The organism is Zobellia galactanivorans (genome assembly GCF_000973105.1).
Lineage (GTDB): Bacteria > Bacteroidota > Bacteroidia > Flavobacteriales > Flavobacteriaceae > Zobellia > Zobellia galactanivorans.
On record NC_015844.1, the window covers coordinates 2,023,212 to 2,049,355 of the forward strand.

The 26,144-nt window shown below is 42.4% G+C and carries 19 protein-coding genes; 12 read left to right on the plus strand and 7 right to left on the minus strand.

The features are described from left to right. Window positions 1-9 precede the first annotated feature (9 nt). On the minus strand, window positions 10-2,283 hold the full coding sequence (locus ZOBGAL_RS08095) for a T9SS type B sorting domain-containing protein (RefSeq protein ID WP_013993069.1): 2,274 nt from the start codon (window positions 2,281-2,283) through the stop codon (window positions 10-12). A 220-nt stretch (window positions 2,284-2,503) separates the two neighbouring features. Between ZOBGAL_RS08095 and ZOBGAL_RS08100 the strand changes: the two genes are divergently transcribed. The 4 genes from ZOBGAL_RS08100 (at window position 2,504) to ZOBGAL_RS08115 (ending at window position 5,487) form a co-directional block, all read left to right on the plus strand. Then, window positions 2,504-4,186, plus strand: a complete 1,683-nt coding sequence (locus ZOBGAL_RS08100) for a glutamine--tRNA ligase/YqeY domain fusion protein (RefSeq protein ID WP_013993070.1) — start codon at window positions 2,504-2,506, stop codon at window positions 4,184-4,186. A 405-nt stretch (window positions 4,187-4,591) separates the two neighbouring features. Further along, entirely contained in the window at window positions 4,592-4,921 is a 330-nt protein-coding gene (locus ZOBGAL_RS08105; RefSeq protein ID WP_013993071.1) for a YtxH domain-containing protein, read from the plus strand. A gap of 3 nt (window positions 4,922-4,924) precedes the next feature. Further along, window positions 4,925-5,275 carry a hypothetical protein gene (locus ZOBGAL_RS08110; protein WP_013993072.1) on the plus strand — a complete coding sequence of 117 codons (351 nt, stop codon included), beginning with the start codon at window positions 4,925-4,927 and terminating at the stop codon, window positions 5,273-5,275. Then, complete coding sequence (locus ZOBGAL_RS08115) at window positions 5,272-5,487, plus strand: DUF6327 family protein (protein WP_013993073.1); 216 nt, start codon at window positions 5,272-5,274, stop codon at window positions 5,485-5,487. Before ZOBGAL_RS08110 ends, ZOBGAL_RS08115 begins: the two co-directional genes overlap by 4 nt. A 90-nt stretch (window positions 5,488-5,577) precedes the next feature. Here the strand turns inward: ZOBGAL_RS08115 and ZOBGAL_RS08120 are convergent, their stop codons facing one another. Beyond that, on the minus strand, window positions 5,578-6,510 hold the full coding sequence (locus tag ZOBGAL_RS08120) for an SPFH domain-containing protein (protein WP_013993074.1): 933 nt from the start codon (window positions 6,508-6,510) through the stop codon (window positions 5,578-5,580). A gap of 185 nt (window positions 6,511-6,695) precedes the next feature. Next, window positions 6,696-8,204, minus strand: coding sequence for a glutamate--tRNA ligase (gene gltX, locus ZOBGAL_RS08125; protein ID WP_013993075.1), 1,509 nt, complete (start codon window positions 8,202-8,204; stop codon window positions 6,696-6,698). A 132-nt stretch (window positions 8,205-8,336) separates the two neighbouring features. On the opposite strand from gltX, the gene ZOBGAL_RS08130 reads away from it, so the two are divergent. The 5 genes from ZOBGAL_RS08130 to ZOBGAL_RS08150 all read left to right on the plus strand — a co-directional run bounded on the left by ZOBGAL_RS08130 (window position 8,337) and on the right by ZOBGAL_RS08150 (window position 16,658). Continuing rightward, complete coding sequence (locus ZOBGAL_RS08130; RefSeq protein WP_013993076.1) at window positions 8,337-11,798, plus strand: cell envelope integrity protein TolA; 3,462 nt, start codon at window positions 8,337-8,339, stop codon at window positions 11,796-11,798. After that, a complete protein-coding gene (gene ybeY / locus ZOBGAL_RS08135) occupies window positions 11,791-12,210 on the plus strand; it encodes an rRNA maturation RNase YbeY (protein WP_013993077.1) in 420 nt (139 codons plus the stop codon). The genes ZOBGAL_RS08130 and ybeY overlap by 8 nt, the downstream gene beginning before the upstream one ends. 63 nt (window positions 12,211-12,273) lie before the next feature. Further along, window positions 12,274-14,142: a tRNA uridine-5-carboxymethylaminomethyl(34) synthesis enzyme MnmG gene (gene mnmG / locus ZOBGAL_RS08140; RefSeq protein ID WP_013993078.1), complete on the plus strand. Its 1,869-nt coding sequence runs from the start codon at window positions 12,274-12,276 to the stop codon at window positions 14,140-14,142. 797 nt (window positions 14,143-14,939) lie between these two features. Continuing rightward, on the plus strand, window positions 14,940-15,770 hold the full coding sequence (locus ZOBGAL_RS08145) for a class I SAM-dependent methyltransferase (protein WP_013993081.1): 831 nt from the start codon (window positions 14,940-14,942) through the stop codon (window positions 15,768-15,770). 378 nt (window positions 15,771-16,148) lie between these two features. Continuing rightward, on the plus strand, window positions 16,149-16,658 hold the full coding sequence (locus tag ZOBGAL_RS08150) for an OmpH family outer membrane protein (protein ID WP_013993082.1): 510 nt from the start codon (window positions 16,149-16,151) through the stop codon (window positions 16,656-16,658). A gap of 56 nt (window positions 16,659-16,714) precedes the next feature. Here the strand turns inward: ZOBGAL_RS08150 and ZOBGAL_RS08155 are convergent, their stop codons facing one another. Both ZOBGAL_RS08155 and ZOBGAL_RS08160 read right to left on the minus strand, forming a co-directional pair. Further along, entirely contained in the window at window positions 16,715-17,113 is a 399-nt protein-coding gene (locus ZOBGAL_RS08155) for a hypothetical protein (protein WP_013993083.1), read from the minus strand. A gap of 62 nt (window positions 17,114-17,175) precedes the next feature. Continuing rightward, on the minus strand, window positions 17,176-18,327 hold the full coding sequence (locus tag ZOBGAL_RS08160; protein ID WP_013993084.1) for a DNA polymerase III subunit: 1,152 nt from the start codon (window positions 18,325-18,327) through the stop codon (window positions 17,176-17,178). Window positions 18,328-18,469: 142 nt separating this feature from the next. Here ZOBGAL_RS08160 and ZOBGAL_RS08165 point away from each other — a divergent pair, with 142 nt between their 5' ends. From ZOBGAL_RS08165 to ZOBGAL_RS08175, 3 genes are all read left to right on the plus strand, one after another. Further along, window positions 18,470-19,660 carry a phosphoglycerate kinase gene (locus ZOBGAL_RS08165; RefSeq protein WP_013993085.1) on the plus strand — a complete coding sequence of 397 codons (1,191 nt, stop codon included), beginning with the start codon at window positions 18,470-18,472 and terminating at the stop codon, window positions 19,658-19,660. Window positions 19,661-19,814: 154 nt separating this feature from the next. Then, on the plus strand, window positions 19,815-21,458 hold the full coding sequence (locus ZOBGAL_RS08170) for a lytic transglycosylase domain-containing protein (protein WP_013993086.1): 1,644 nt from the start codon (window positions 19,815-19,817) through the stop codon (window positions 21,456-21,458). 13 nt (window positions 21,459-21,471) lie between these two features. Then, on the plus strand, window positions 21,472-22,467 hold the full coding sequence (locus ZOBGAL_RS08175; protein WP_013993087.1) for a DUF4837 family protein: 996 nt from the start codon (window positions 21,472-21,474) through the stop codon (window positions 22,465-22,467). A gap of 406 nt (window positions 22,468-22,873) precedes the next feature. Here the strand turns inward: ZOBGAL_RS08175 and ZOBGAL_RS08180 are convergent, their stop codons facing one another. After that, window positions 22,874-25,408, minus strand: coding sequence for an OmpA family protein (locus ZOBGAL_RS08180; protein WP_013993088.1), 2,535 nt, complete (start codon window positions 25,406-25,408; stop codon window positions 22,874-22,876). A gap of 360 nt (window positions 25,409-25,768) precedes the next feature. Next, the gene (gene tatA, locus ZOBGAL_RS08185) at window positions 25,769-25,951 is read right to left on the minus strand and encodes a twin-arginine translocase TatA/TatE family subunit (RefSeq protein WP_013993089.1); all 183 of its coding nucleotides are present in this window, start codon (window positions 25,949-25,951) and stop codon (window positions 25,769-25,771) included. Window positions 25,952-26,144 lie beyond the last annotated feature (193 nt).

A 26,144-nucleotide genomic window follows, 5' to 3' on the forward strand; every position in this document is an offset into this window, starting at 1 on the left:
GTGGTTAGATTATCTAATAACTGTTATGGTGCCTTGTTTCAAAGTTTCGCTAGCGTTTTTGATGACATAGTAGAATACCATGTTTTGCTTAGCGAAGCTTACCGAAGACTCCGGCCAGTTATTTTGGTAGTTGGTTGCATTTAAGACTTCTACACCTTTGGCATTGTAGATGATGACGTTCACGTCTGACTTGTTCGAATATGAATTAGGAATAACCCATTGGTCGTTGGCGCCGTCACCATTAGGTGTAATAACGTTTGGTATATTAAATAGGTCTAGGTATGATACGGTAATCGGTTTGCTTACTTCACAATTGTCAATATTCGCAATTAGGAGATAGTCTCCTTCAGTAGTGAATGTGGCAGAAGACGAGCTGCTAATCTCTACATTATTGGCATCGAGCCATCTGTAGGCGGTACCTCCACTAGCGTTCACCGTTTTTGAACTTCCTTCAGGAAAAATAACATCACCGTCAACATCTAAAGTGATCAGGTCTGGATCTAGGGGCGTAATGGAAAGTTCATTCGAAACTTGATTACAAGTACCGTTTTTGATGACCAATCTATAAGTCCCAGGTTCGGTTATGCTTAAGGAAGTATCGGTAGAGTTTACTACTGTTCCATCACGTTCCCAGTCGAAGGTCTTATCGGTTAGATCGGCATCTGTGGTAATGGTAATTACATCGGAGGAACTACAGTATACCGTACTGGAAGCCGTTATTGATACCGATTGGTTTGAAGCTAGTTGTACCGGTAGGGTATTCGAGACCGTGGTCATACCGCCTTGTTCGGTGTTTACATGGTACGAACCGTTGTGGTCACTATCGGTCAAGCTGATCGATTGTGAGGTTTCACCGGTGACATCTACACCGTCTTTTTGCCATTGATAGGTGAATGACGAAGCTACATCGGCAGTAACGTCTACCTCGCTTCCATCGCCTAAAACGGCATATATCTTATCGGCGGTCAAGGCTATGCTCGTACTGCTACACGCTTCGTAAGAAGTCGCATAGTTGATTTCCGTTTTGAAGGAAGTCGGTGCTACCACTACGGTTTTTTCCGAATTGATGGTAGTCGATGAACACGTACCCCCGGTTTGTGTAACCGCAACGTGATACGTTCCGGCTTGAGTTACCGTTAACGTGGCGTTGTTGGAACTTGGTATGGGTGTATTGTTTCTGAACCATTCATAAGTCGGTGCATTGGCATCGGTAGTTACACTTAAGGTTTGGCTCTGCGAAGGCAACACCACTAAATTGGCATTGTTGTTTCTTGTTACCGTAAAGGCACCGGCGTTTGTTATGGTTACGGGTGCCGAGGTTTCGGTACAGATGCCGGCTCCTTTTACTTCAACGGTATAGTCCCCTATAAATGCGGGGTCGTTGGTATCGATAGAATAGGTAAAGCCGCCAGTTTGGGCAGCCTGTACTTCGGTTCCGTTTCTATACCATGTATATGTATAACTAGCATTTTGTACGGTAGCTTCCAATGGGGCCACGGTATCTCCTGCACATAAGGAAGTTGCTGCCGGGGCCGTTATGGCGATTCCCGTAGATATTCCTGAGTTCAGTATAATATGATTCGATTCCGTATTGGCAGAACCCGTACATGCACCGTAATCTAAAAAGACAAAATATTCACCTGCGCCATCGGTGGTTATGGAAGGGCCGGTTTCAGCTAACTTGGTTCCGCTTCTGTACCAAGAATACTGATAGGTATTTAATTCGCTGGCCGGAATGTTATCGACCGTTAGGGTTATTTGGGTACCACCGCAAGATTCGACGGTACCAGGGGTGGTTCCGTCTCCATTTGGACTCATATGTAAGTTCGATGTATAGCCTAAATAGTACATAGAATAAGCGGTTGTTTCTGGGCCTGTTGTGGCAGGACTTGTACTTCTTACCCTCATTTTGTAACCTGATCCTCTAGCGGTTGTAGGCAACTGAAACTCAAAACCGGGGTTTTTAACCGTGGTGTTGCTTGATTCGCGCCCTAGTTCAACCGGGTTGGAAAAACTACCACTGGAATCTGAGAGTTCAAGGATCCATTCGTTGTCACTGTTCGGGTTGCCTGCCCAGTCGATCGTAGCGAAGTATTGGTTGAAGCCTGCGTTACCAGCACAGATTTGCGTCCACTGGTTTTCGTTGGGCTGGTCGCCAAAATTCGGGTTTCCTGCAGGTTTCGGTGCTTGTAAAACAACCGTTTGTGCAGAGAGTTGTACGGTGGCCATCAATAAAACGGCCATCAAAATTGTGCGCGGAATGTGATTTCTTTTCTGTCTCATAAGTAGGCGTAGTTTTGGGTTTACTACAAATTCATCGATCAATTTGGGTTTGATACAAGGAATTCTATAAACAAATATGGCTTATATATCACGCGCACTGAATTTAATGTTGTATCAAGGGAAAAAAGTGTTGTGAAACCTCAGTATTTGTATGAAAGCAAATTCAAAGCAGTGCGATTAGTGCATTTTGACTACCTTTGTGGCTCTAAAAAATAACCCTATGAGCGAGGCAGTCGAGTCGTTGAATTTCATCGAACACATAGTTGAGGAAGACCTGAAAAATGGTTATTCAAAGCAAGATTTACGTTTTCGTTTTCCGCCCGAACCGAATGGCTATCTACACATTGGCCATGCAAGTTCGATTTGTTTGAATTTTGGATTGGGATTGCGGTATAACGCACCGGTAAATTTGAGGTTTGACGATACCAACCCGGCAAAGGAAGAACAAGAGTATGTAGATGCCATTAAAAGAGATGTGGAATGGCTCGGTTTTAAATGGGATACCGAACGGTATGCGTCTGATTATTTCCAACAATTATATGATTGGGCGATTGAGTTGATCAAAAAAGGAAAGGCTTATGTAGATGAGCAATCATCAGAGGAAATGGCGGCCCAAAAAGGTACACCCACACAAGCCGGAACCGAGAGTCCGTATAGAAATCGTTCCGTTGAGGAGAATTTAGAGCTTTTTGAAAGGATGAAAGCCGGCGAATTTGCCGAAGGCACACATGTATTAAGGGCGAAAATCGATATGGCATCTTCCAATATGTTAATGCGCGACCCAATAATGTACCGAGTGTTACATAAAGCCCATCACAGAACAAATACCGATTGGTGTATTTATCCGATGTACGATTGGACCCACGGTGAGAGCGACTATATCGAACAGGTCTCACATTCATTTTGTACCCTAGAGTTCGCTATGCACCGTGAACTTTACGATTGGTTTTTGGATCAAGTAGTGGACTCCAAAAAGCTTAGACCTAAGCAACGTGAGTTCGCGCGACGTAACCTAAGCCATACCGTGGTGAGTAAACGGAAGCTGCTACAGTTGGTTGAGCAGAAGGTGGTCAAAGGTTGGGACGATCCGAGAATGAGCACGATATCAGGACTTAGAAGGCGGGGTTACACGCCTGAATCTATCCGTAATTTTGTAGATACCATTGGTATAGCCAAGCGTGATAACCTTATTGATGTTTCCCTTTTGGAATTCCACGTTCGTGAGCATTTGAATAAAATTGCGCCTAGGGTAATGGGTGTACTTAACCCCTTAAAGGTGGTAATCACGAACTACCCAGAGGGAGAAGTAGAGTGGTTGGATACCGAAAATAACCCCGAAGACGCATCGGCCGGTACACGGCAGATTCCTTTTTCAAGGGAACTTTATATTGAGCAGGAAGATTTCAGGGAGGAAGCCAACCGAAAGTTCTTCCGTTTAAAATTAGGGGGAGAGGTACGATTGAAATCTGGATATATCATCAAGGCTGAAAGCTGTACAAAAGATACCGATGGGAATATTATAGAGGTGCAATGTACCTATGACCCTAAGAGTAAAAGTGGAAGTGGAACCGAGGAAAGCCTTCGTAAGGTAAAAGGAACCTTACATTGGGTGTCGGTGGCCCATGCCTTGAAAGCAGAAGTTCGTCTTTACGATCGCTTGTTCACCGATGAGAGTCCCGATACACATAAGGACAAAGATTTTATGGAATTTGTAAATCCTGATTCTTTGAAAGTGATTACCGGTTATTTGGAACCGAGTTTGTCCGAGGCCAAAGCAGGTGATCGTTATCAGTTTCAACGTTTGGGTTATTTTTGTGTGGATCCCGATAGTTCAGATGAAAAATTGGTTTTTAACAGAACGGTCGGCTTAAGGGATACTTGGGCAAAAATTCAAAGCAAATAGATTTAATATTATTACTTGTTGAAACTCTTTAAAGGCAATTTTGTTTTTAAGGAGTTTTTTTATGCGCAACACCCATTTTCCTCGGTATAATTAATTTCTATGGAAAGTATAATGAGTATTGATGATATATATTAAAAACGACTTATTTCCGTGGGATTTCAGGCTGTTTTAAAATTCTCCCTATAGATTGCTTTAGTTGGGTGATTCGGCGCTTTTAAATCGGCTTAAATGGCGTCAGTCCACCTAAAATGTACTTAAACGTCAATTTTAGATTCGATTGAGGTAATTTTTAGAATTTCTTCATGCTAACTTGCATGGTATCTGTTGGAGGTTAAATTTTTTTAGGTCTTCCCTAAAATATTTCTGAACAGATTTAACGTATTATGAATTTAAAAAATTGAGATTATGTCAAATGATAGTGGAAATATATTATTAGCCGTATTGACTGGGGCAATTGTTGGAGTAGGAGCGGGAATTTTGTATGCACCTGATAAAGGAGAGAAAACAAGAAAGAGAATTAAAAAGAATGCCTTAAAGACCAAAGAGGATATTTCAAACAGAATATCACAGGCTACCGATGAGTTGACGAAAACTGCCGAGGCCAAGAAAGTGGATTTTGAACAGAAGCTTGAGGATAGCATTTCAAATATGAGCTATAAGGCTGATGATATTATCATGACTTTGGAAGCTAAATTGGCCGAGCTGAAGAAGAAGAATGCACAACTACAGAAATAGCATATGGCATTTGAGGAACTAAAGGAAAGTATATCAGAAGCCGAGGCAAGCGCCAAGTCATACCTTGATAGTAGTAGGGAGTTTTATAAGTTAAAGGCTTTTAAGCTGCTTATGAAAGGAATTACAGGCTTTGCCCAAGCTGCTTTTCTATCCGTGGCGCTAATATTGGCCCTTCTGTTCCTGTCACTAGGGGCAGCTTTTTGGTTAGGTGGCCAATTGGAGGATACGGCTTTAGGTTTTCTTATTGTCGGGGGATTTTATATACTGTTGGGTATTTTGGTTTTTGTATTCCGACGTACCTTGGTCAAACCGCTCATGGCCCGTTTTTCCGAACTTTATTTTGAAGAAATATGATACCAAAAAAATATACTACGTTCGAACAGATCGATCAAGACTTGAAAATCTTGAAATTGGAGCAGGAGATAGGCCGTGAAAATTTTAAGATGCATGTACAGATTACAAAGAATAGTCTATATCCGAGCCATTTGTTGGGTGGGTTTAGCGGAATTATTCAAAAACTGACCCTGTCCATGGTGGCGAAAAAGCTGTTGAAGAAGTTCAACTAGTATTACTTTAGACTAAAGAATGGCCTTAGGTATAAATTTCCTAAGGCCATTTTTTAATTATTGGGATAGGGGAGGTGAAGCTCCCGTACCTTATGACTCGCTGTCTTTTTTCTTATGTGTTTTTTTCATCGACTCGCCGATCATATTACTTGCCGTAAAGGAGGCGACCATATTGTTTAGCATGTCACTACCCGCTTGTGGTGAATTAGGCAACAGGATCAGGTTGGTGTTGGTTTCTTCACCTATGGATTGTAGGGTGTCATAATGCTGTGTAACAACGATAAGGGCCGAGGCTTCTTGCGAGTTGATGCCAACTTTATTCAGTACCTCTACTGACTCTTCGAGTCCTCGTGCTATCTCACGACGCTGGTCGGCAATACCCATACCTTGGAGTCTTTTACTTTCCGCTTCGGCCTTAGCCTTTTCTACGATAAGGATACGGGCGGCGTCACCTTCGAATTGGGCGGCTATTTTTTCACGTTCCGAAGCATTGATACGGTTCATGGCTTCCTTTACCTGGGCATCGGGGTCTATATCCGTTACCAAGGTTTTAATAATGTCGTAACCATAATCCAACATAGCATCCTGTAGCTCCGATTTTACGGCAATGGCGATATCATCTTTCTTTACGAAAACATCGTCCAATTTCATTTTTGGCACTTCTGCACGGACTACATCAAATACGTAGGAGGTAATCTGCTCGTGCGGGTACTCCAATTTATAGAAGGCGTCGTATACCTTTTCCTTTATCACTACATATTGCACCGAAACCTTGAGTTTTACGAATACATCATCTAAGGTCTTGGTCTCAATAATAACATCCAATTGCTGTATTTTAAGTCCGACCCTTGCGGAAATACGTTGAACGAAGGGTATCTTAAATTGAATGCCCGAATGTCTGACACTAGTGAATTTTCCGAAGGTTTCAATTAAAACCGCGGTTTGTTGTTTGACGATAAAGACTCCTGAGAGGATGGTCACAATAACGAAAAATGCAATTGGTATCCAGAGAAAACTGCCCATAATTTTAGATTTAGATGATTTAATGAATTACTGAATTACTGAATTTACGAAATGCTTTATATATATGTAGTATTTTTCGTGAGTTTGTTACACACCGCTAGTATTCTTGGTTGGGACCAACAAAAAAAGGAGCAACGATTGGTTTTTGCAATCGTTGCCCCTTATCGGAATATAGTGGATATAATTTATGCTAAAGCCGTTATCGCCTTTTGAATACGGGCGATGCTGTCCGTTTTTCCGATCATGGCCATGATATCGAACAAATGAGGACCTTTCATATCGCCGACAATGACCAAGCGCAAGGGCGGCATGACTTTACCGAAGGATAGTTCTTCTTCTCCAATCCATGCTTTTACGGTAGTTTCAACATGTGCCGAGCTAAAGTCCTCTATACTTTCTAGTACTGATACCAAACGGTTTAAAATGTCAGGGGTATCGGCCTTCCATTGTTTTTTGGCGGCCTTTTCGTTGTAAGATGTTGGGGCTTCGAAGAAATAATCCGATAAATCCCAAAAGTCCGACACGAATACGGCGCGTTCCTTGATCAGGCCAACGACCTTTTCAATATAGTCCATGGGTTTGTCATCGACTGCCACCGACTTTGATTTCAAGATTTCGGCATAAAGAGCGGCCAATTCCTTGTCATCTTTATTTTGAAGATATTGTTGGTTGTACCACTTGGTTTTATCAGGGTCAAATCGTGCCCCTGATTTGTTCACGCGTTCTATGCTAAAGGTGTCGATTAATTCCTGAAGGCTAAAAATCTCCTGTTCGGTACCGGGGTTCCAGCCTAAAAGGGCCAAGAAGTTTACAACTGCTTCCGGAAAATATCCGGCTTCCTTATAGCCTTCCGATTCCTTCCAACTTAGGGGGAAGACGGGAAAGCCTAACTTTTCACCATCGCGTTTGCTGAGTTTACCTTTTCCTACCGGCTTCATAATGAGCGGTAAATGGGCAAATTCAGGGGTCTTCCAGCCAAAGGCATCATAGAGTTGTTGGTGTAGGGCCAAAGAGGGCAACCATTCTTCACCCCGAATGACATGGGTAATTTCCATTAAATGGTCATCTACAATATTGGCGAGATGATAGGTGGGCATACCGTCGCTTTTGAAAAGAACCTTGTCGTCTAAGATATTGGTGTCGATTTCAATCGTTCCGCGAATAAGGTCCTTTAGATGCAACTTCTCATCTGGAGGGGTAAGAAAACGTACCACGTAGTCTTCACCGGATTCCAAGCGGTTTTTGACTTCCTCTGGCGATAATGATAAAGAATTGTCCAGTTTCAGTCGGTTGTGCCAATTATATATGAAGGTCTTGCCTTCCGCTTCGTGACCTTTGCGGTGGGCATCAAGGCTTTCCGAGGTATCGAAGGCGTAATATGCCTTTCCTTTGGCAATGAGGGTTTCCGCGTATTCCTTGTATAAATGTTTGCGTTCACTTTGCCTATAGGGACCATGGTCACCCTGTAATCCCGGACCTTCGTCAAAAGCGAGTCCGCACCAGTTCAAGGCATCGATAATATACTGTTCGGCACCTTCTACATAGCGGTTCTGATCGGTGTCTTCGATTCTTAATATAAAATCGCCACCGTGTTTTTTGGCGAATAAATAATTGAATAGGGCAGTGCGGACACCACCGATGTGCAAGGGCCCTGTAGGGCTGGGTGCAAAACGTACGCGTACTCTTTGGCTCATGGCTAAAATATTTATGCCGTAAAGGTATAAAAAGCGCCCTAGCTCCCAAAGGTATAAGCTTTAAACCGCGCTTATATTCGCCTTATTCCGCTTCTAAGAGCTCAGGCCCTTTTTTCCTTATCTTTACAATCTATGAACGCTTATCAGAACATACTTCACAAGCTCAACGCTTTCGTTAGAAAGTACTATACCAAGATGCTGGTTAAAGGCATTTTGCTGTTTATTGCCTTGGGCTTGCTTTTCTTTTTTGTGGTTTTGGGCATCGAGTACATGCTTTGGCTCAATTCTACGGGACGTTTGCTGCTTTTGTTGGGGTGTATATCCGTGGAACTGTTATTGTTGTTTAAATACATTTTAACGCCTTTGTTCTATCTTTTTAGGTTAAAGCGGGGAATGGACAAGAAGGAAGCCTCCGTATTGATCGGAAAGCATTTTCCCGAGGTAGGAGATAAGTTGTATAACCTAATAGAGTTGGGCGAGGACAAGGATCGTTCCGAGTTGCTTTTGGCCAGTATAGAACAGCGAAGCCAGCAGATGGGGGTCGTGCCCTTTACCAAGGCGGTGGATTTTCGCGAAAACCTGAAGTACCTCAAATACTTGGGTATACCGTTACTTGTGATTTTGATAATGTGGCTTACCGGCAACCTTAGGCCTTTTTTCGGATCTGCGGATCGGGTCGTAAATTATAACATGGCCTATGAACCCCCAGCACCTTTTAGCTTTCACCTTTTATCCAATGACCTGAGTGTACTCGACACCGAGTCCTTGACCATTGAAGTGATGACCAAGGGGGAAGTGCGTCCTGAGATGGTTTATATTGAAATCGATGGAAAGCAATCGGTTTTACAAGAATTTGGAGGCCGTTACCAGTATACCTTTGATGCGCCGGTAGGTGATATGAGTTTCGCTTTTACGGCAAATGGTGTGCGTTCTAGGGAATATACCCTAAAGGTATTGAGAACACCGACCGTACAGGACTTTGAGGTAAATTTGCAGTACCCGAGTTATTTGAACATGCCTCCCGAAACCCTAAAAAGTACGGGCAACGCTACCTTTCCGGAAGGTACAAGGGTAACGTGGAAGGTCATCGGAAAAAACACCGAATCGATACGGTTGTTGACCAAAGACACCGTTCAGGATTTTACGATGTCGAAGCAATTCTTCAAACTATCTAAAAGTATATATCGCGATCTGGCCTATGAGATTACCACATCGAACAGTAATGTGAGTGATTATGAGAGATTGGGATATAAGTTCAAGGTAATTCGAGATGCCTATCCGACAATTAAAGTACAGCAGATACGTGATAGCTTGAATCCCAATGTGGCCTATTATGTGGGTGAGGCTTCCGATGACTATAGGTTGAGTAAGGTGAGACTCGTGTGCTATTCGACTTCCCAGCCTGAAGACCGACAAAGTATCGCCATATCTATGCCTGAGACCAATTTTGATCAGTTTTACTATACCTTCCCCTCGGGATTGGATTTGAAATCTGGGGTAGACTATAGCTTTTATTTTGAGGCCACCGATAATGACGCGATCCATAAAGGAAAGAGTAGTAAGAGTCAAGTCTTTTCTTTGGCTTTGTTGGATGAAGCCCAGCTTAAAAATAAGGAGTTGGAATCGCAGCAGGCCATTATTAATAATTTGGATAAATCGCTGAACAAGTTCAAGGAGCAAAAGACCGAGTTAAAGGAATTGAACGAGAACCAGAAGGAAAAAAATCAACTGAATTTTAATGATAAGAATCAAATCAAGGACTTCCTTAGGAAACAACAGCTGCAAGAGAACCAGATGCAAAAGTTTTCGAAGCAGTTAAAGGAAAATCTGAACAAGGGGGACAAGGACGATAAGTTGAACCAGTTGTTGCAAGAGCGATTGGAACGACAGGAGATGGAGGCCAAAAAGAATGAAAAATTACTGGAGGAATTGAATAAGGTGGCTGACAAAATTGATAAGCAATCACTGGCGAAGAAGCTCGAAGAACTAGGTAAAAAACAACAGAACAGCGAGCGAAACCTTGAGCAATTATTGGAATTGACCAAACGGTATTATGTTACGGAAAAGGCGGACCAGTTAGGGAGGGAGTTGGAAAAATTGGCCGAAGAACAAGAAAAAGAAGCACAAAAAAAGGCAGAAGCCAAATCGCTTGAAGAGCAGGAAAAGTTGAACCAGAAGTTTAGCGAGTTGGGTAAAGAACTTGAAGAGTTGGAAAAGGACAATCAAGATCTTAAAAAACCAATGAGTATAGAAATGGATCAACAGAAGAAGGAAGCTGTTGAAAAGGATCAGGAAGAAGCTAAGGATGCCCTTGAAAAGTTAGAGAAAGAGAGGCAATCCGGAGAACCGAAAGAGTCTGGGGAAAAGGCCACAAAGAAGCAAAAATCGGCAGCCCAAAAGATGAAGGAAATGAGTGAAGCCTTATCTAAGGCGGCCGCTGGAGGTGGGGGGTCTTCCATTACCGAAGATGCTGAAATGCTCCGACAAATTTTAGATAACCTAGTTACCTTTAGTTTTAAGCAAGAGCGCTTGTATGAAAATTTGGAGGAAGTCGATGCCAACACCTCACAGTTTTCGAATAGCATACGTAAGCAACAAGAATTACGAGATCTTTTCGAACATGTTGACGATAGCTTATTTGCCTTGTCGTTACGTCGTGCCGAACTTTCTGAATTTGTAAATGAGCAAATCACCGAGGTGTATTACAATATCGACAAGACTTTGGAAAGCGTGGCCGAGAATCAAATATACCAAGGTGTATCTTATCAAAAATATGTACTTACGGCATCGAATAGCTTAGCTGATTTTCTAGCTCGGATATTGGACAATATGCAAGAAAGTATGATGTCCGGTAAAGGGCAGGGTGAAGGAGAGGAATTTCAACTTCCAGATATTATCAAGGGCCAGCAGGAGCTTAAGGAGAAAATGGAAGGCATGGGAAAGGAAGGCCAAGGAAAACCGAGCGAAGGCCAAGGTCAAGGACAAAAGGGGAAGGGCCAAGGCCAACAGGGCGAGGGTAAAGAAGGAGAAGGCCAGAAGAAGGGTAAAGGTCAAGGTGGTGACCAAGGAGACCCTAAGGGAAAGGGACAAGGAAAGAATGGAGAAGGAGAGAACGGTGGGAAGTCCGGAGCCAATGGTGGACAGGGGAGCGGGAACTCTAACCAAGTTTCGGAAGAAGAACTTAAAGAGATTTACGAAATTTATAAAACACAGCAAATGTTGCGGGAGAAGTTGGAGCAGCAGTTGAAGGATATGATGAATTCCGGCGACAGGAAGTTGGGCCAGAAGCTGGTGAAGCAAATGGAAGATTTTGAAAATGACCTGTTGGAAAACGGGGTGACCCAGCGAAGTCTTTCGAAAATAAATAACATTCAGTACGAAATGTTGAAATTGGAGAATGCTACCTTGAAGCAAGGGAAGAAGTCCGAAAGGGAGAGCAACACCAATACCAATCAGTTTAAAAATCCTATCACCTCCAAGCCTTCAGTATTAGAGAATTATCGGGATGAAATTGAGATTTTAAACCGACAAGCACTACCTTTGCGCCACAATTTTCAAAATAAGGTAAAAGAATATTTTAAGAGCAATGATTGAGTTTCATTTTAATACTGATTTTTCTTTGGAGAACCCAGAAAAATATAGCCGTTGGTTAGAACAGCTTATTGAATCCGAACAGGGTTCCTTAGAGCAATTGGATTATATTTTTTGTTCTGATGAAGAGCTCTTGGATATGAATCAAAAATATCTTTCGCACGATACGTATACCGATATTTTGACGTTTGATTATACTGAGGATAAAGCCATAGCGGGTGACATTTTTATTTCGGTCGATAGGGTCAGGGACAATGCCCAGGATTTAAACACCGAATTTGAAGAAGAGTTGCGCCGGGTTATGGCACATGGCGTGTTGCATCTGTTCGGCTATAAGGATAAGACGGATGAGGAAGCCAGTTTGATGCGTACTAAGGAAGAAGAAAAAATGGCAATGTTCCACGTGGAACAATAGGAAGAATATGCCCGTCCGTTTCTAACGGATTGACATGGTTTCATGTAATTAAGAGAGTGTAGAATGTTTGGAGAAGAATATGATGTAATTGTTGTTGGTGGAGGTCATGCCGGAGCAGAGGCTGCTGCCGCTGCAGCCAATATGGGTTCAAAAACCTTGTTGGTGACCATGAACTTGCAAACTATTGGGCAGATGTCCTGTAATCCTGCCATGGGCGGTATTGCCAAGGGGCAGATTGTACGTGAGATTGATGCCTTGGGTGGATATAGCGGAATAATTACCGATAAATCGGCCATTCAGTTTAAGATGCTGAACAAATCCAAGGGCCCTGCTATGTGGAGTCCAAGGGCGCAAAACGACCGAATGCGATTTGCAGAGGAATGGCGATTGGCATTGGAGCGTACGCCTAATGTAGATTTCTATCAGGAAATGGTTGGCGGACTACTTATTGAAAAGGATAAGGTGGTCGGGGTAAAGACGTCGCTTGGCATAGATATTCGCTCCAAAGCCGTGGTGTTGACCAATGGAACTTTTCTAAATGGTTTGATCCATATCGGGGAAAAGCAATTTGGAGGTGGTAGGGCAGGAGAGAAAGCTGCTACCGGTATTACCGAACAATTGGTTGATTTAGGCTTTGAAAGTGGTCGAATGAAGACGGGAACTCCACCTAGGGTCGATGGCCGTTCTTTAGATCATTCGGTGATGATACCCCAACCAGGAGATGTGGTTCCTGAAAAATTTTCCTATTTAGATACACCGGTTCTTACAACACAGCGTGATTGTCATATGACGCATACCAGTGCTTTGGTTCACGATTTATTGCGTGAAGGTTTTGATCGTTCTCCCATGTTCAATGGTAGAATTAAAAGTATCGGACCGAGATATTGTCCCTCCATCGAAGATAAAATCAATCGTTTTGCGGATAAGGATAGCCATCAAATTTTTGTAGAGCCAGAGGGTTGGAATACGGTAGAAGTCTACGTAAATGGATTTTCTACATCCCTTCCTGAAGATGTTCAATACAAAGCCTTACGATCGGTAAAAGGCTTCGAGAATGTAAAATTCTTTAGACCGGGCTATGCGATAGAATACGATTATTTTCCGCCTACGCAATTGAAGCATACGCTAGAGACGAAGCTTGTTCAGAATTTATATTTTGCCGGACAGATTAACGGTACAACTGGTTATGAAGAGGCAGCTTCCCAAGGCTTGATGGCGGGTATAAATGCCCATCTTAAAATCAATGAAAAGGAAGATTTTATACTACAAAGGGATGAGGCCTATATCGGGGTTCTTATCGATGATTTGATTACAAAGGGTACCGAAGAGCCTTATCGAATGTTTACTTCCAGGGCTGAATATCGAACGCTGTTGCGTCAAGATAATGCCGATTTGAGATTGACACCCCGTAGTTTTGAGATTGGTTTGGCGAAGGAAAATCGCTTAAAGCGAATGGAGGAGAAGGAGAAAAAGTCCGATGCCTTTGTGAGTTTTTTTAAGGAAACAAGTGTACGCCCCGAAGAAATTAATCCCATTTTGGACAGTGTGAATTCCGCTTTAGTGAAACAATCCGATAAGATGTTCAAGGTGTTTTCTAGACCCAAAGTTACGATGGAGCACATGCTTCAATTAGATGCTGTTTCCGGGTTTGTAGAAGAACATAATCTAGATAGGGAAGTGATGGAGCAGGCCGAGATTCAAGTGAAATATTCAGGATATATCGAGAAGGAAAAACATAATGCCGATAAATTATTGCGTTTGGAAGGCGTAAAAATCCCCAAGAATTTTGACTATTCAAAGTTGAAATCCTTGTCGTACGAAGCACGCGAAAAGCTCAACTCTATACAGCCGGTTACCATTGCACAAGCGGCTCGGGTGAGTGGGGTTAACCCTTCCGATATAAGTGTTCTCTTGGTGTATTTGGGGAGATAATTTTCTTGATTGTTCCACGTGGAACAATGATGGTTTCCTCCGGACACCAATGAAAATCGGTTGGAGGATATAGATGGCCTTGCCTTAATCGGGCGAGGTTTTTTATTTAAGGCCTTTAAAACAAATAAATAGAACCAGAGAAATCTATTATTGGGTCGAGCGGTTTTAAAAACCAGGCGGCCTTGTATTATGAACGTTTTTCTTAGGCCGAAAATTGTGTTGAATTTTATTTTTGTGGCGATAAAAACTAGATTGAAAATTGCAGCAATGAAATTACTTTTTGGGGGGATTTCTTGTCTGCTTTTATTTCCCTCCTGGGTTCCTGTTCGAATGGGGCCATCCTTAAAAAATACATCAAGTCATCGGTGCGAAAGAATTTAAACGGTCGCTTTCAAAACAGAATAGGTTCATCCTTGGCGAAACAAAAAGAGAAGTAATTTTGTGATTATGTAGGTGCCAAGTTTGAGTTGAATTATGAAAATGCTTATAACGATGTTTCATTTGAAGAGGAGGGGGGAGAATTGATTTTTTTCCACTTTATGGAGTAGGGAAATCGAATGGAGCCTTAAACTTTGTTCCGACGAAAAACAATGTCGGTTAGATTTGGTTTTTGAAAAATGCTGATGAAATTTTACAGGATTGTGATACAAATGTTCGAAATGAAAATTGATATACGGCCATGGAAGTATACCCAAATTTGGTCAAGGATGGTCTTTGTAGAAAATCGTTTTCCAGAGCCATTGTTTTAAATTATCTTCGTTACCTCAAGAAAGAATATCTTACCACGCAGAACTAAAATGAAACCATTTTTAAGAACTAAAGATTTCTCCGTTAGCGGTGAAGAATTTGAATTGCTTTTAGATGAAGATCTACAAATGTTGGTGACCCAACCGCAGCCGAAAGATCTTCAAAAATATTATGAGAGTGATGCCTATATCTCACACACCGATTCCAGAAAGTCTACTCTGGATAAGATGTACCATGCGGTCAAAAAGTTTAGTTTATGGAATAAAGTAAACCTGATCGGCCGTTATGCAAAAAAGAACAAAACGTTATTAGATGTGGGTGCCGGTACGGGCGATTTTTTATTGCATGCCCAAAGTAGGGGGTGGTCCGTTGATGGGGTAGAACCCAGTCTTGATGCGCGCATGAGATCGCGCGAAAAAAAAATGGAACTGGTTTCCGATCTGTCTTTTGTCGCCGGAAACAAATTTCAGGTCATTACACTTTGGCATGTCCTTGAACATTTACCCGATCTCGATAATCAAATAAAGACCATATTGTCACTTTTGGAAACGGACGGGGTTCTTGTTGTTGCGGTTCCAAATTTTAAATCCAAGGACGCAAAGTTCTATAAAGGGTTTTGGGCGGCTTATGATGTGCCCAGACATTTGTGGCATTTTTCGCGTGAAGCTATCGAAGGTAAGTTTGCTTCGCATCAAATGAAATTGATAAAGACCAAACCGATGTGGTTCGATTCGTTCTATGTATCCATGCTTTCCGAAAAATATAAAACAGGCAAGCAAAACTTTATTAGGGCGTTTTGTGTTGGCCTGTGGTCGAATATCCTCGCCTTGTTCAACGGACAGGCATCTTCATTGATATACATTCTAAAAAAGGAGGCTTAGACCTTAAAATCAAGGTTAGAATTGATTATCGAGCGATTTAATGGCGTTTTGACCCAATTGACGTGTATTGGGTCGATTCATTTTTAATCGTTTAAATGAGCGCATTTGAGAAGCTTGTTTTTTATAGCTTTTTCTGATACTCACTTGTAGATGTCATAGGAATTGTTTATGCTGCTATTTTTGCTGTAATTTTGATGATGGGAAGGGATTTTATGGAGAACCATGTCTTGGGTCCACATAAAAAAAATAGTTCTCGTGAATTAGAAAAGCTTTTCTATTTTTGCCCAACTTCGAATGGGTCGATAAACTTTCATCACAAATAATTTTTTCGATTTCAGGTTTGAAGCAACCAAAGCAGATTTTAAATAAAACAGAATTATGAAAAACGTAGTATGGGTATTGGCGATTTTGGTATTGGCCTCTTGCCAACAAGAAAAGATCGGATTTGTAGACAACGTAAAGTTGATGGAAGAGTATCAAGAAAAGATTGACGTTGAAGCCAATTTTAAAGTTAAGGCCGATGCTTTAGCCAAGAAAAGAGACAGTATTTCCCAAGCTTTTCAGCAAGAAGCCCAGGCTTTCCAAATAAAGGCTCAAAAACTATCGCAGCAAAAGGCGCAAGAAGAGTACGGTTTGATGCAGCAAAAAGGTCAGATGATCGGGCAGCAATTGCAGCAAGAAGACCAACAATTGCAATTAGAAGGGCAGACCGAGATGGATAGTATCATCAGCAAGGTAAAGAAAGAAGTCAAGGCGTACGGAAAAGCCAATGGCTATAGCTACATACTTGGTGGCGGCGATGGCGGTTCAGTGCTTTATGGAAAAGATGCAAACGACCTAACGAGCGAAATTGTTAGCTTACTGAACGAGAAGTACAAGAAAAAATAATAAGGCCTTTCAGGGTCTTAAAAGCGTGCTTAGGAATAGCCCTAAGCACGCTTTTTTTATTTCTGTAAGATGTATACCAGAAAGATGGCAGGGACAAAATACACGGCTATGGTCTTCGCTCCTTCATAGTCCTTGGCCAAACGCTGACCGAACATCAGCATCAGCAAGGTTATGCACGATAATATGCCTCCGTATAGGGCAACGTGGCTTTCCCCCATAATTAGCATTTGGTATAAGCCAACGGCGCAGAGGATGCCCGAGGCCATTTCCATTAGGAGTAAGGTGCCCAATAAGATCGGAACCAGTTTTTGAAGAGGTGTATCAGAAAAATGCTCTTGTAGCCATGTGAGGTTTCCCTTCCAATCAAATACTTTGTCGATACCGCTTTGAATAAAGACGATAATCAGAAAAATCAATATCAATATTTCGGTAATAAAGTGAAAAAAAGTGTCCATACTGGCTTGGTTATACGGTTGGTTGCTATTAAGTTACCAAAAATTCCGTAGTATAGCACAGACTAGGCCGCTTTTCTGTGTAAAAGACGTGTCAATTTTATCGATAGGTCGGTAAGGATAATCTTGGAATTTCCGTTGCGTTCAATATGATATATGGCGTCTTCCAACTCCTGTGTAATAGTGATGATATTGTTTTCGTGAATAAAGGGAGCAAATTTTTCAAGGCTAAAACCATCTACGTGAACCTTCATAAAGGCAAGCTCATCGGCATTGAAATTAATAAGCATGGCCTGTCGCATTACCGCAAGGCAATAGAGTAGAAATTTCTTTTGGGTCTCGCGCCCGGTCTTTGCCACTTCCTCGCTCCACATGATCAGGTCTTGAATGGCACTTTTGTTGCCCTTCGCCTTAAAGGCGCTACGTACCCATTGCACGAACCATTTTTCAAATACCAAATCTTCTGAGTCGGAGTTCATGAGGTCAAGGGCCTTGTTAAAGTTGCCGTTTGCCTCATGGGCAATACGCAAGGCTTCTTCCCTTAGGGCGCCTTTTTCGACTAGGGCATTGGCCATTGCCTCTTCGGCCAGTGGGGGAAAATGTAATACTTGACAGCGTGAACGTATGGTCTGTATAATTTGTTCTTCGTCTTCGGCAATCAATATAAAAACCGTTTTATTGGGGGGTTCCTCTATTAATTTTAAGAGTTTGTTGGCGGCCGCGGTATTCATTTTTTCGGCCATCCAGATCAACATGACCTTGTACCCACCTTCGTACGATTTCAAGGCGAGCTTTTTAACCACATCTTGGGCTTCGTCAACCCCGATCTGGCCTTGTTTTTTTTCTATACCGATCAATTGGTACCAATCGAAAAGGTTGCCATAGGGCTGTTCTTTTACGAATTTGCGCCACTCTTCCATATAATGATCGCTCACGGCATGGCTCTTTATCTTGTCGGAATTCGATACCGGAAAGGCGAAGTGCATATCGGGATGCGAAAGCGAACCGAATTTTAGGTTGCAACTTTCGTTGCTTCCGTCGTTTTCCCCTCCTGAGTTTCCGCAGATGATGTACTGGGCGTAGGCAATGGCCATGGGCAAGGTTCCCGAGCCTTCGGGCCCTACGAATAATTGGGCATGTGGAATTCGGCCAGCATCTGCGCTAGTGGCCAAATGGTTCTTAATGTGCGATAGCCCTAAAATAGTGTTGAACAGCATGGCCCAAAGATAACTTTTTTAATACATACATTCTTAGGTGGGCCACTTCTTAAATATGGTTAATATCTATAAGTCTAATGGTTTTCGGTTACCAGTCTAACATCCTTTTTATTACATTTGCGACTCTCTAAAACTGCATGATATGAAAACTGTAAACGACTTTAATTTTGAAAATAAGAAAGCCCTAATTCGCGTTGACTTCAACGTTCCGTTGGACGAGCATTTCAATGTGACCGATTCCAACCGGATTCAAGCGGCCAAACCTACTATTATCAAGGTTCTTGAAGATGGCGGTAGCGCTGTTTTGATGAGCCATTTAGGAAGGCCAAAGGGACAAAGCAATCCGGATCTGTCTTTACAGCATATCTGCAGTACGGTTTCCGATGTTATTGGCGTAACCGTAAAATTCGTAGCCGACTGTGTTGGTGAGGTGGCCGAAAAGGCCGTTGCCGACTTGAAGCCGGGCGAAATTTTGTTATTGGAAAACCTAAGGTTTCATGCTGAGGAAGAAAAGGGCGATGAAGCCTTTGCCGAGCAACTTTCAAAGTTGGGAGACATTTATATCAACGATGCATTCGGTACGGCACACAGGGCCCACGCATCGACCACTATTATAGCCAAGTTCTTTCCGGAAGAGAAATGTTTTGGACTACTATTGGCCAAGGAAATCGAAGCTATCGATAAAGTGATGCAAACGGGTGAAAAACCGGTTCTTGCAATTTTAGGGGGAGCTAAGGTTTCGTCAAAGATTACCATTATCGAGAATATTTTGGACAAGGTTGACCACTTGATTATCGGTGGGGGAATGACCTATACTTTCATCAAGGCCCAGGGAGGACACGTTGGGGACTCCATTTGCGAAGACGATAAAATGGACTTGGCAATGGATATTCTAAAGCAGGCCAAGGAAAAGAACGTTGAAGTTCATATTCCTGTTGATGTTTTGGCAGCTGACGATTTTGCCAATGATGCCAATACCCAAATAGTCGATGTCACTAAAATACCTGACGGATGGCAAGGATTGGACGCCGGTCCAAAAACCTTGGAAATCTTCAAGGAAGTCATTTTGAAGTCAAAGACCATTTTGTGGAACGGACCTATCGGTGTTTTTGAAATGGAGAGTTTTGCAAAAGGAACCATAGCCGTAGGGAATTTTATTGATGAGGCCACTAAAAATGGGGCATTTTCACTTGTAGGTGGAGGTGATTCGGTTGCGGCCGTAAAACAGTTCGGTTTTGAGAACAAGGTAAGTTATGTGTCTACCGGTGGAGGTGCCATGTTAGAAAGCCTAGAAGGAAAAACACTACCCGGTATTGCTGCAATAAAGGGCTAGTAAAGGCGTTATCGATAAACGGGGAGGCTGTGCGCCACCGCTTTATTGGTTAAAAATTTTATTATTCAATAAAAAAGAACGATTTTAGTAGGGTTACGGCATGCTGTAACCCTATTTGTATAAATAAATTCGCCTTGTTTTATAAACACATTTGATGACAAAGAACAGAAAACATTTTCTCACGATATTCTCAAGTCTGGTATTGGCTTTGCCTATAGTGGCCCAAGAACAGGAAAGAGATTCTGTTACAGGCCCTCAAGACGAAACGGTCGGTATGGTATCCGATACCTTGGCGATGGATTTGAACGGTATTGAACAAATGGAGCAAATGGCCCATGACAGTATCGCATTGAACGACAGTCCCATTGTGCTTTTAAAGGACAGTACCGGCTTAAAAGTGAAATTGCGTGATTTGCCGGAAGCCGCTAAGTACGATAGTCTGTGGATGAAGGAACTTTACGCCAACGCAAGCCTCTCACAAGAGATGTTCAACGAGGTTGAAAAGCTGGATTACGACAAGTCCTATCCGACCTCATTGCCTACTGATACCCTCAAAGCCCGTTTGGAGCGATTGAACCAAAAGACTCCGTTCAATATTGCCTATAACCCTTCGTTGGAAAATGTCATCAAATCTTTTCTTTTTAGAAAAAGGGATCTAATGGAACGCATGCTAACGGTAAGCCAGTTCTACTTTCCTTTGTTTGAACAAGAGCTTGACAATTACGATATTCCTTTGGAAATGAAATACCTTTCCATTGTTGAATCCGCATTGAACCCGCGGGCAAGGTCACGTGTAGGTGCTACCGGTCTTTGGCAATTTATGTACGGTACCGGAAAACAGTATAATCTGAACGTGAACAGTTTTGTGGATGAACGGAGCGACCCTATTAAATCGACCACCGCCGCATGCCAGTTCTTAGCGAAATTATATGATATTTATGGGGATTGGGATTTGGCCTTGGCCGCATACAATTCCGGTCCGGGTAACGTGAACAAGGCGATAAGAAGGTCAGGGGGCTATAAGAACTACTGGAACATTCGTCGCTATCTTCCACGTGAAACAGCAGGTTACGTACCGGCTTTTTTGGCTACAATGTACTTGTTTGAATATGCCGAAGAGCACGGTCTAAAGGGGCAACAGGTAGAAAGGGCCTATTTTGAAACCGATACCGTTCATGTAAAGAGCCTTATTACCTTTGATCAGCTAGCCGAACTTACGGGTGTTGGAAAAGAAGAGCTCATCGTTTTGAACCCTTCGTACAAGTTGAACGTTATCCCTTATGTTGAGGGAAAAAAACACGTTTTGCGCTTACCGAAATATGCTATTGGCAGTTTTGTACATAACGAAGAGGCCATTTATGCCCATGTAAAAAAAGAATTGGAGAGCGAGGAGAGTCCCCTGCCGAAATTGGTGAAGGAGGCAGAGGAAAACCGTATTCGCTACAAGGTACGCAGCGGCGATTTTCTCGGACGTATCGCAGAACTCTATGGGGTGCGCGTAAGCCAGATCAAACAATGGAACGGTCTTAGAAGCAACAATCTTAGAATTGGCCAGCGCCTTACCATTTACCCGAGAAGAATGCCAGGTTCAACGGTGGCGTCGACCAAAACATCGACTTCTTCAAAAAACTACGCATCTGGGACAAAGACCCATACAGTAAGGAGCGGGGACTCACTCTGGACCATCTCGAAAAAATATCCAGGAATTTCTGTTGAAAATTTACGACAATGGAACGGTATTAGTGGTAAAAACCTAAAACCGGGCACAAAATTGAAATTGTGCGAATGTTCATCGTAAACCTAAACTTAAAATGAAACAAGCTGGAACATTATTTTTACTCTTAACCCTCTTATTTTCTTCTTGTAAAGAATCAAAAAGCAAAAAATACCTGCCATCTTCAGTTGGCGCGATCAATTCTATGGTCGTTGTTATAGATAACGAACTATGGAAGGGGAGCGTGGGTGATACCATAAGGCGACACTTTGCGGCTCCCGTGGTCGGAATGCCTATGGACGAGCCTTTGTTCACTATTGATCAGGTCGCCCCAAAATTTTTCACGGGATCAATTCGAAATACACGATCTATTCTTTACGTGATGGAAGACTCTCTGAACCTGGCCCACGTAAAAACCGATATGTACGCCTCACCGCAGCGTGTTGGTGTTATTAAGGGTACGAGCAAGGACGAGATAATAGAAAACGTAAAGGCCAAGGCCGATGATATCATCACCGCTTTTAAGGATATGGAAATCGAGGCGGCCCAAAAACGGTTTGAACGCTCATTGAGCAAAGAGACCGTATTGAAAGACAAGTTCGGTATTTCCCTGAACATACCCTCTATTTACAAGGTGGGAAAGCAAGAAGACAATTTTGTTTGGATCGATAGAGAGATACAAAGAGGCACCGCCAATATCACCGTATATGAAATGCCCGGCGATAGTTTTTCGAACGATTCTACCTTGGTAAAGGATATTGTGGCCATGCGTGATTCTATAGGGGCCCTATACATTCCCGGACCCGATGTGCCCAACAAGATCACCCATATGCGCACCGAGCCTGCATTTGCTCCCTATGTTTATCCTGCCGAAATCGGTGGTTTAAAAGGAGTTGAAGTAAGAGGCCTTTGGGATATTAAGAACTTCCCTATGGCAGGACCCTTTCTTACCTACATCTTAAACGATAAGGAAAACAATCGGAAACTGGTGTTGGAAGGCTTTGTATTTGCCCCGGCAACCGAAAAAAGAAACGATCTGTTTGAATTGGAGGCAATCTTGAAGACATTTAAAATAGAGGGAGTCAAAAACTGATTTTACTCACATAAAACAGCAAATACGGCCATCTTCAAAGATGGCCGTATTTGTTTGGTGCCTAAACGCTTTATTTGGGCAAATAGGGGCTTTTGCCTAGTCTTTTCGCCCGGACATAGTAGAAGAACCTCGATTAGGGAGGAAACGACTTTTAAATACGCTTAAAACAAGTATTGACACATTTGGCTTCCATGTCAAAACCTATTTTAACTAATCGTTTTTGGGGTAGCCATAAGGATTCTAACAAACTCTTTTTACAGTCGCTGTACCTAGGGTGTTATCATCTGTAAATGAGGGTAGGGTCACTTAAAAACTTCTCTTAATGTTGAAAGTATACCGTGTCTTTAAGACATAAAAAAACCGCTGTTGGTAGGGCAGCGGTTTCTTTTTCCATATTTTTTGGTTTTTACATATGTGTAATGATGAACTCAGATCTTCGGTTGAGTACGTGGTCCGCTTCCGAACAAGGCGTAGATCCGTCACATTCGTTAAGAAGCTTGCTCTCACCGTAACCGATGGCACTCTCTATACGTTCAGGGGAGATACCTTGGGAAATGATATAGTCCCTAGTGGATTTGGCCCTTTTATCGGATAGGTATTCGTTGTATACTTTGCTACCCCTTGAATCGGTGTGCGATTCAATTTTGATGACCATGCTCGGGTATTCCTTCATTACATTGACGAGCTTATCCAATTCTTTGGCGGCATCAGGTCTGATGTGCGACTTGTCAAAATTGAAATAGATCATTTCGGTCTTGATTTTCTTGATACCATCTTCAATGGCAATCATTTCTTCAAGACGTTTCATGGCGATATCGACTTTTACGGTATCGTTTTTCGTCGTTTCTATCAATCTTTCGTTATCTACAAATTTGTCTTCAACCGTTTTAAGAAGGTATTTGGTTGAGCTGTCGAGGTCCTCGAAAATGAAATTCCCTTCGTCATCGGCAATCGTTTCTTTAAGTTTTATCCCGTTTTCATCTAAAAGCTCGACCAAGGCCTGGGGCATTACTTCACCCGTTACCAGTTCGGTGACAACACCGGCAATGGCATTATGGTTGGCAGGTGTTTCCTCTAGGGTCAAACGTTTGAACGAATAAATATCGTCATCGCCTTTGCCGCCTTCACGGTTCGAGGCAAAATATCCCTGTTGGTTGGCTTCGTTCACGATATATGAAAAGTCATCCTTATTGCTGTTTATCGGTTGTCCGAGATTTTTTACTTCTTGAAAACCGTTTTCGGGATCGTAAGCGCTCTCATAGATGTCCAATCCTCCAAGACCGGTTAATCCATCCGAAGAAAAATATAGCTTTTCCCCATTAAAGAAAGGGAACATTTCGCGTTGTTCCGTATTGATGCTCGGACCCAAGTTTCTGGGCTCGGAGAAACTGCCGTCATCAAGCACGTCTACAACAAAGATGTCGGTTTTGCCCAAGCTACCTGGCATATCTGAAACAAAATAAAGCTGCTTGCCGTCAGGACTCAATGCGGGGTGGCCCGTGGAGTAATTATCGCTATTGAAAGAGACTTCCGTCGCTTCGGTCCATTCGGTGTCCACTTTGATCGATTTGTAGATTTTCAAATGGTTTATGCCCTTCTTATCCCTCTTGAGTTTTTTACCGTAGTTGTTGCGGGTAAAATACATGGTCTTGTTATCGGGTGAAAACGTAACCGAGGCTTCATGGTATTTGGTATTAATTTTTTTGGAAAGCTTTAAGGCTTCCTTTAGGTCGTTCGTCTCTTCGTTTATTTTGGCCACGTACAGGTCGAGGTAAGGCTGGTTGTTCCACTTGTACTTACGGGAGGTAAATATAGAGGAGTCTTTGGCGGAGGAAAAAACCACCTGATTTGAATCAAGGAACATTGGGGAAAAATCGGAGTACTGGGTATTTATGGCCAAATTTTTGAGTTCTAAATCGCTTTTGGAACTTAGGATGTTGTCCAAAGTGGTCTCATTCGCTTGGGCCCTGTTCGCCAATGCGTCGTTAGGGGTATCCTTAACTTTTTTGTTGTAGAGGCGCATAAGGCGTTTGGATCGGGCAAATTTTCCGGTGCCTTTTAGGGAATGGGCGTACTTAAAAATATTCTCGGAAGACATCTCTTCGCCATAGTTTTCATAAAGTACGTTGTACCATTCGTATGCCTTTTCCATATTGGTGTTGAAATAATAGGCGTCGGCCGCTTTTTGGATGACATCTTTTGATCGGTATTTATCACCTTTTTCCAATGCCTGTTCGTATAGTTCGGCGGCTTCGGCATACCACATTTTATCAAAGAAATGATCGGCTCTTTGAATGAGTTTGGTCTTGTCGGAAGATTCACTGATGCCGCGCTTTGGTGTGGTTTCAGTAACGGCGGACATCCCGTCTTCACGTGTTTCAATGACAGGCATGGCCGGTTGGTCTTTGAGAGAGGCTATGCCACTTTCAATAGTTTTGGCTTCGTCGTCGAACATTATACCTTCACCACCAATAGCTTCACTGTTTTCAATTTCCAATATCCAAAGATCATTTTTGTATGTACCGTCTAGTTTTGAAACCCATGCATCTACGGCCTCTAGTCCAAAAGGATAATAAGCTATATAGAGGTAATTGAGGTCATTGTTTGTGTTTTTGATATAGTTGGCCGATTCAAAGCCTTTTCTTTTTAACTTTTTGACGGTTTTGTCAAGTGTTTTAGAATCGGTGAAAACCCCGGAAATGAGGTAATAGCCGTTTTCAACACCTTCAAGGTCGCTGAAGGTTCGGTTGGGAATACCGTGCCGATCGGCAGCCGCTTCAAACGTTTCGGTGACGGAAAAGCTTTCTTCCGAGACTGGGGTAAAATCAACACTTGGGGTTTCGGAAGGGGGTGCGATTTCTTCCGAGTCGATATTCTGAAACTCTTGGGCCATACAGGTGAACGACACTAGAAAAATATAGGCGGCGATTAGTTTTTTCATGATTTGGTATGTTGAAAAAAAAATTTGCCGATCCATAAGATACGGCATGTAGGGTTTTTAAAAAACGTAGGTGCTAAGGCTATTTTGGATAGGGGGATACCTTAACTATTATTCTTTGATAACGTAAATTTCAGGTGAAGGTTATACGCGAGCTTTCTTTTGTTGTGAAATGCTGGTTTTGAGGCATGAAACCCTATACGAACGATGCCTGAAGAGTAGGCCTTCTCAAGTCTGGGAGGTCGAAGGGAACAAGTGATTCCCCGTAATCTGCAATATAAATATACTAAATGGTATATTTGTGGAACAAAAAAAACCTCTGCTTTGGGCAAAGGTTTCTAACTAAAATTATGTCGTAATAAATTAGTCTTTCTTTTCTTCTAGGGGCTCGTCTTCTTTAGAAGCATCTTTGAATTCTTTTATACCACTACCAAGTCCGCGCATCAATTCAGGAATCTTTTTTCCTCCAAACAATAAAAGAACCACCAACACGACGATGGCTATTTGCCATGGTCCTATCGCCAAAAATATCTGTAAAGTTGTCATAGTTTTGTTTTTAAACAGATTCAAAGATACTAAAAAAGTTACTCCGATCACCGTAAATGTAGTGGCAACGCAATTATTTTAACAGATATGCCCGAGTTTTCTTAAATGTATTATAAGCTAGACCGTGGTATTTCAAAGAATCATTAATTTCGGGCAACCGTATAAGAATCCGATTCCATCCTTTATATTTGCT

Excerpts from the sequence above, each read along its gene's own strand:
- ZOBGAL_RS08095 (WP_013993069.1), bottom strand. The coding sequence starts at position 2,283 with ATGAGACAGAAAAGAAATCACATTCCGCGCACAATTTTGATGGCCGTT.
- ZOBGAL_RS08100 (WP_013993070.1), top strand. The coding sequence starts at position 2,504 with ATGAGCGAGGCAGTCGAGTCGTTGAATTTCATCGAACACATAGTTGAG.
- ZOBGAL_RS08105 (WP_013993071.1), top strand. The coding sequence starts at position 4,592 with ATGTCAAATGATAGTGGAAATATATTATTAGCCGTATTGACTGGGGCA.
- ZOBGAL_RS08110 (WP_013993072.1), top strand. The coding sequence starts at position 4,925 with ATGGCATTTGAGGAACTAAAGGAAAGTATATCAGAAGCCGAGGCAAGC.
- ZOBGAL_RS08115 (WP_013993073.1), top strand. The coding sequence starts at position 5,272 with ATGATACCAAAAAAATATACTACGTTCGAACAGATCGATCAAGACTTG.
- ZOBGAL_RS08120 (WP_013993074.1), bottom strand. The coding sequence starts at position 6,510 with ATGGGCAGTTTTCTCTGGATACCAATTGCATTTTTCGTTATTGTGACC.
- gltX (WP_013993075.1), bottom strand. The coding sequence starts at position 8,204 with ATGAGCCAAAGAGTACGCGTACGTTTTGCACCCAGCCCTACAGGGCCC.
- ZOBGAL_RS08130 (WP_013993076.1), top strand. The coding sequence starts at position 8,337 with ATGAACGCTTATCAGAACATACTTCACAAGCTCAACGCTTTCGTTAGA.
- ybeY (WP_013993077.1), top strand. The coding sequence starts at position 11,791 with ATGATTGAGTTTCATTTTAATACTGATTTTTCTTTGGAGAACCCAGAA.
- mnmG (WP_013993078.1), top strand. The coding sequence starts at position 12,274 with ATGTTTGGAGAAGAATATGATGTAATTGTTGTTGGTGGAGGTCATGCC.
- ZOBGAL_RS08145 (WP_013993081.1), top strand. The coding sequence starts at position 14,940 with ATGAAACCATTTTTAAGAACTAAAGATTTCTCCGTTAGCGGTGAAGAA.
- ZOBGAL_RS08150 (WP_013993082.1), top strand. The coding sequence starts at position 16,149 with ATGAAAAACGTAGTATGGGTATTGGCGATTTTGGTATTGGCCTCTTGC.
- ZOBGAL_RS08155 (WP_013993083.1), bottom strand. The coding sequence starts at position 17,113 with ATGGACACTTTTTTTCACTTTATTACCGAAATATTGATATTGATTTTT.
- ZOBGAL_RS08160 (WP_013993084.1), bottom strand. The coding sequence starts at position 18,327 with ATGCTGTTCAACACTATTTTAGGGCTATCGCACATTAAGAACCATTTG.
- ZOBGAL_RS08165 (WP_013993085.1), top strand. The coding sequence starts at position 18,470 with ATGAAAACTGTAAACGACTTTAATTTTGAAAATAAGAAAGCCCTAATT.
- ZOBGAL_RS08170 (WP_013993086.1), top strand. The coding sequence starts at position 19,815 with ATGACAAAGAACAGAAAACATTTTCTCACGATATTCTCAAGTCTGGTA.
- ZOBGAL_RS08175 (WP_013993087.1), top strand. The coding sequence starts at position 21,472 with ATGAAACAAGCTGGAACATTATTTTTACTCTTAACCCTCTTATTTTCT.
- ZOBGAL_RS08180 (WP_013993088.1), bottom strand. The coding sequence starts at position 25,408 with ATGAAAAAACTAATCGCCGCCTATATTTTTCTAGTGTCGTTCACCTGT.
- tatA (WP_013993089.1), bottom strand. The coding sequence starts at position 25,951 with ATGACAACTTTACAGATATTTTTGGCGATAGGACCATGGCAAATAGCC.